The following is a 1,712-nucleotide window of genomic DNA, read 5'->3' on the forward strand; positions in this document are numbered from 1 at the left end:
GCCCCACGGTGCCGGCACGTGGCGCGCTGCGAGGCCGCCGGGGTCGCCGACATCCAGGTGCTCAAGGGTGACCGGTTGCCGTTGCTGCGCGGCGACGACGACCGCGCCGCCTACGCGCTGGCCAAGCGGGCGCTGGCCGTCGTCGCACCCCCGTCGAAGCGTCGGCTGCAGCCGATCCCGCCGAGCGCGGACTGGCGCATCGATCTCGCGACGGGGTGTCCGGGTCACTGCCAGTACTGCTATCTGGCGGGCTCGTTGTCTGGGCCGCCCATCACCCGGGTTGTACGCCAATCTGCCCGAAATGCTCTCGGAGATGGACGAATACGTCGGCCACGGCACCATCACCTCGGCGTCGACCGACCGTGCGGAGGAGGGCATCACTTTCGAGGCGTCCTGCTACACCGGCGCCCACTACCAGGTGCGGCCCGACGAGCTGACCATCCTCAGCAACGGGCACGTGGACTCAGCGGAGCCGGCGTTGGAGTACGGCTCGGATTAGCTGGGCCGTGGTGGTCAGCGATGCGGGTATGGCATTGTCGCGACCGTGAACGGGTTCAGGCGATAACGAACTTGAGGAACTCGCGGTCTTACTTCGTGAGCGCAACGCTGTGGATGCGCACATCGGACGTTTGTTGGGTCGGCCGGTGAACACCGGAAGTATCGGCGAGTGGATCGCAGCCCGGGTGTTCGACATCGAGCTTGAGGCTGCCGCGAACGCAGCGGGCCACGATGGCCACTTCACGACCGGACCGTTGGCGGGCCGTACCGTGAACGTGAAGGCGTATGGAAAGCAGGAGTCGCTTCTCGACATCAATCCAAACGCACCGCTGGACTTTTACCTCGCCTTTGCCGGCTCTAAGGGAGCGGGGACATCGGCGCGAAACACTCTGCGGCCGTTCTGCATCGAATCAGTCTTCTTGTTTGACGCGAATCTACTTCATGAGGAACTGAAGATACGCGGCGTGAAGATCGGAATCGCTACGAGCGTGCAGAGGGCGCACTGGGACTCCGCGGAGATCTATCCTCGGGCCAATAGTTCACTGCTGACGGTCAATGATCTCCAGCGTCGTCAGCTGGCAGCGTTTGGAGGACGTTGAGCACCGGTCGACGCGCCACGCATCAACTGCGCCTCGGCGCGGCCAATAGCCGTAAACATCGGCAACGCAGCTCAACGAGGTCGGCGCAAGAACCTGCCACCGTGGCCGCGCGCTAGTCGCAGTTTGCTCCTACTCCGGTCAGTGACAACTCCATTTCCGCAGTCGCAGGATCGCGCTTCGCGCCGCACATTTCGGGAGCGCTCGCCGCTAGGGCGCACCTGGCCGGATGCTCTACTTACCAGGTGGTGCCCTTGCGTGAACTCGGCGCGCGTCGGGGCCCGCCTCCCGCAACGCGGACAATCTCCTCTTCGCTCCTAAAACCATTCGAGTACCCGTAGAAGATGTGGAGATCGGGCGAACCATCACGCCGTCTGGCTCTTACGTAGGGCTTGTCGGGGTTCGCTACGGCGTGGTACTCGACGATCTCTACAGCTCTAGTAAATCGCCGGATGAATTCGTGGTTCTCTGCTGGACTGCGCACCTTCGTCAATGCAGCTAGGAGAGAGTCGGATGCCTGGTCTGCTGCACTCATAGTTGCCGAAGGATAGAGGCAGGTTCCTTGCCGTTGGGCGCCGATAACAACTGCGCCGATGATTTCCAGCGACCATGACGAAC

General features: G+C 63.1%; 3 protein-coding genes. 2 read left to right on the forward strand and 1 reads right to left on the reverse strand.

Annotation, left to right across the window (positions count from 1 at the left end):
* Window positions 1-228, reverse strand: a 228-nt coding sequence (locus tag ACRDUX_RS11180; protein WP_526413845.1) for a hypothetical protein, incomplete at its 3' end; no start/stop codon positions are given.
* Here ACRDUX_RS11180 and ACRDUX_RS11185 point away from each other — a divergent pair.
* Together ACRDUX_RS11185 and ACRDUX_RS11190 are read left to right on the forward strand one after the other, a co-directional pair.
* The gene (locus ACRDUX_RS11185; protein WP_526413843.1) at window positions 133-648 is read left to right on the forward strand and encodes a spore photoproduct lyase family protein; all 516 of its coding nucleotides are present in this window, start codon (window positions 133-135) and stop codon (window positions 646-648) included. The two genes, ACRDUX_RS11180 and ACRDUX_RS11185, sit on opposite strands and share 96 nt — an antisense overlap.
* On the forward strand, window positions 609-1,097 hold the full coding sequence (locus ACRDUX_RS11190) for a DUF6998 domain-containing protein (RefSeq protein WP_526413841.1): 489 nt from the start codon (window positions 609-611) through the stop codon (window positions 1,095-1,097). Before ACRDUX_RS11185 ends, ACRDUX_RS11190 begins: the two co-directional genes overlap by 40 nt.
* Window positions 1,098-1,712: the final 615 nt, after the last annotated feature.

It is taken from the genome of Mycobacterium sp., from assembly GCF_050701675.1.
GTDB lineage: Bacteria > Actinomycetota > Actinomycetes > Mycobacteriales > Mycobacteriaceae > Mycobacterium.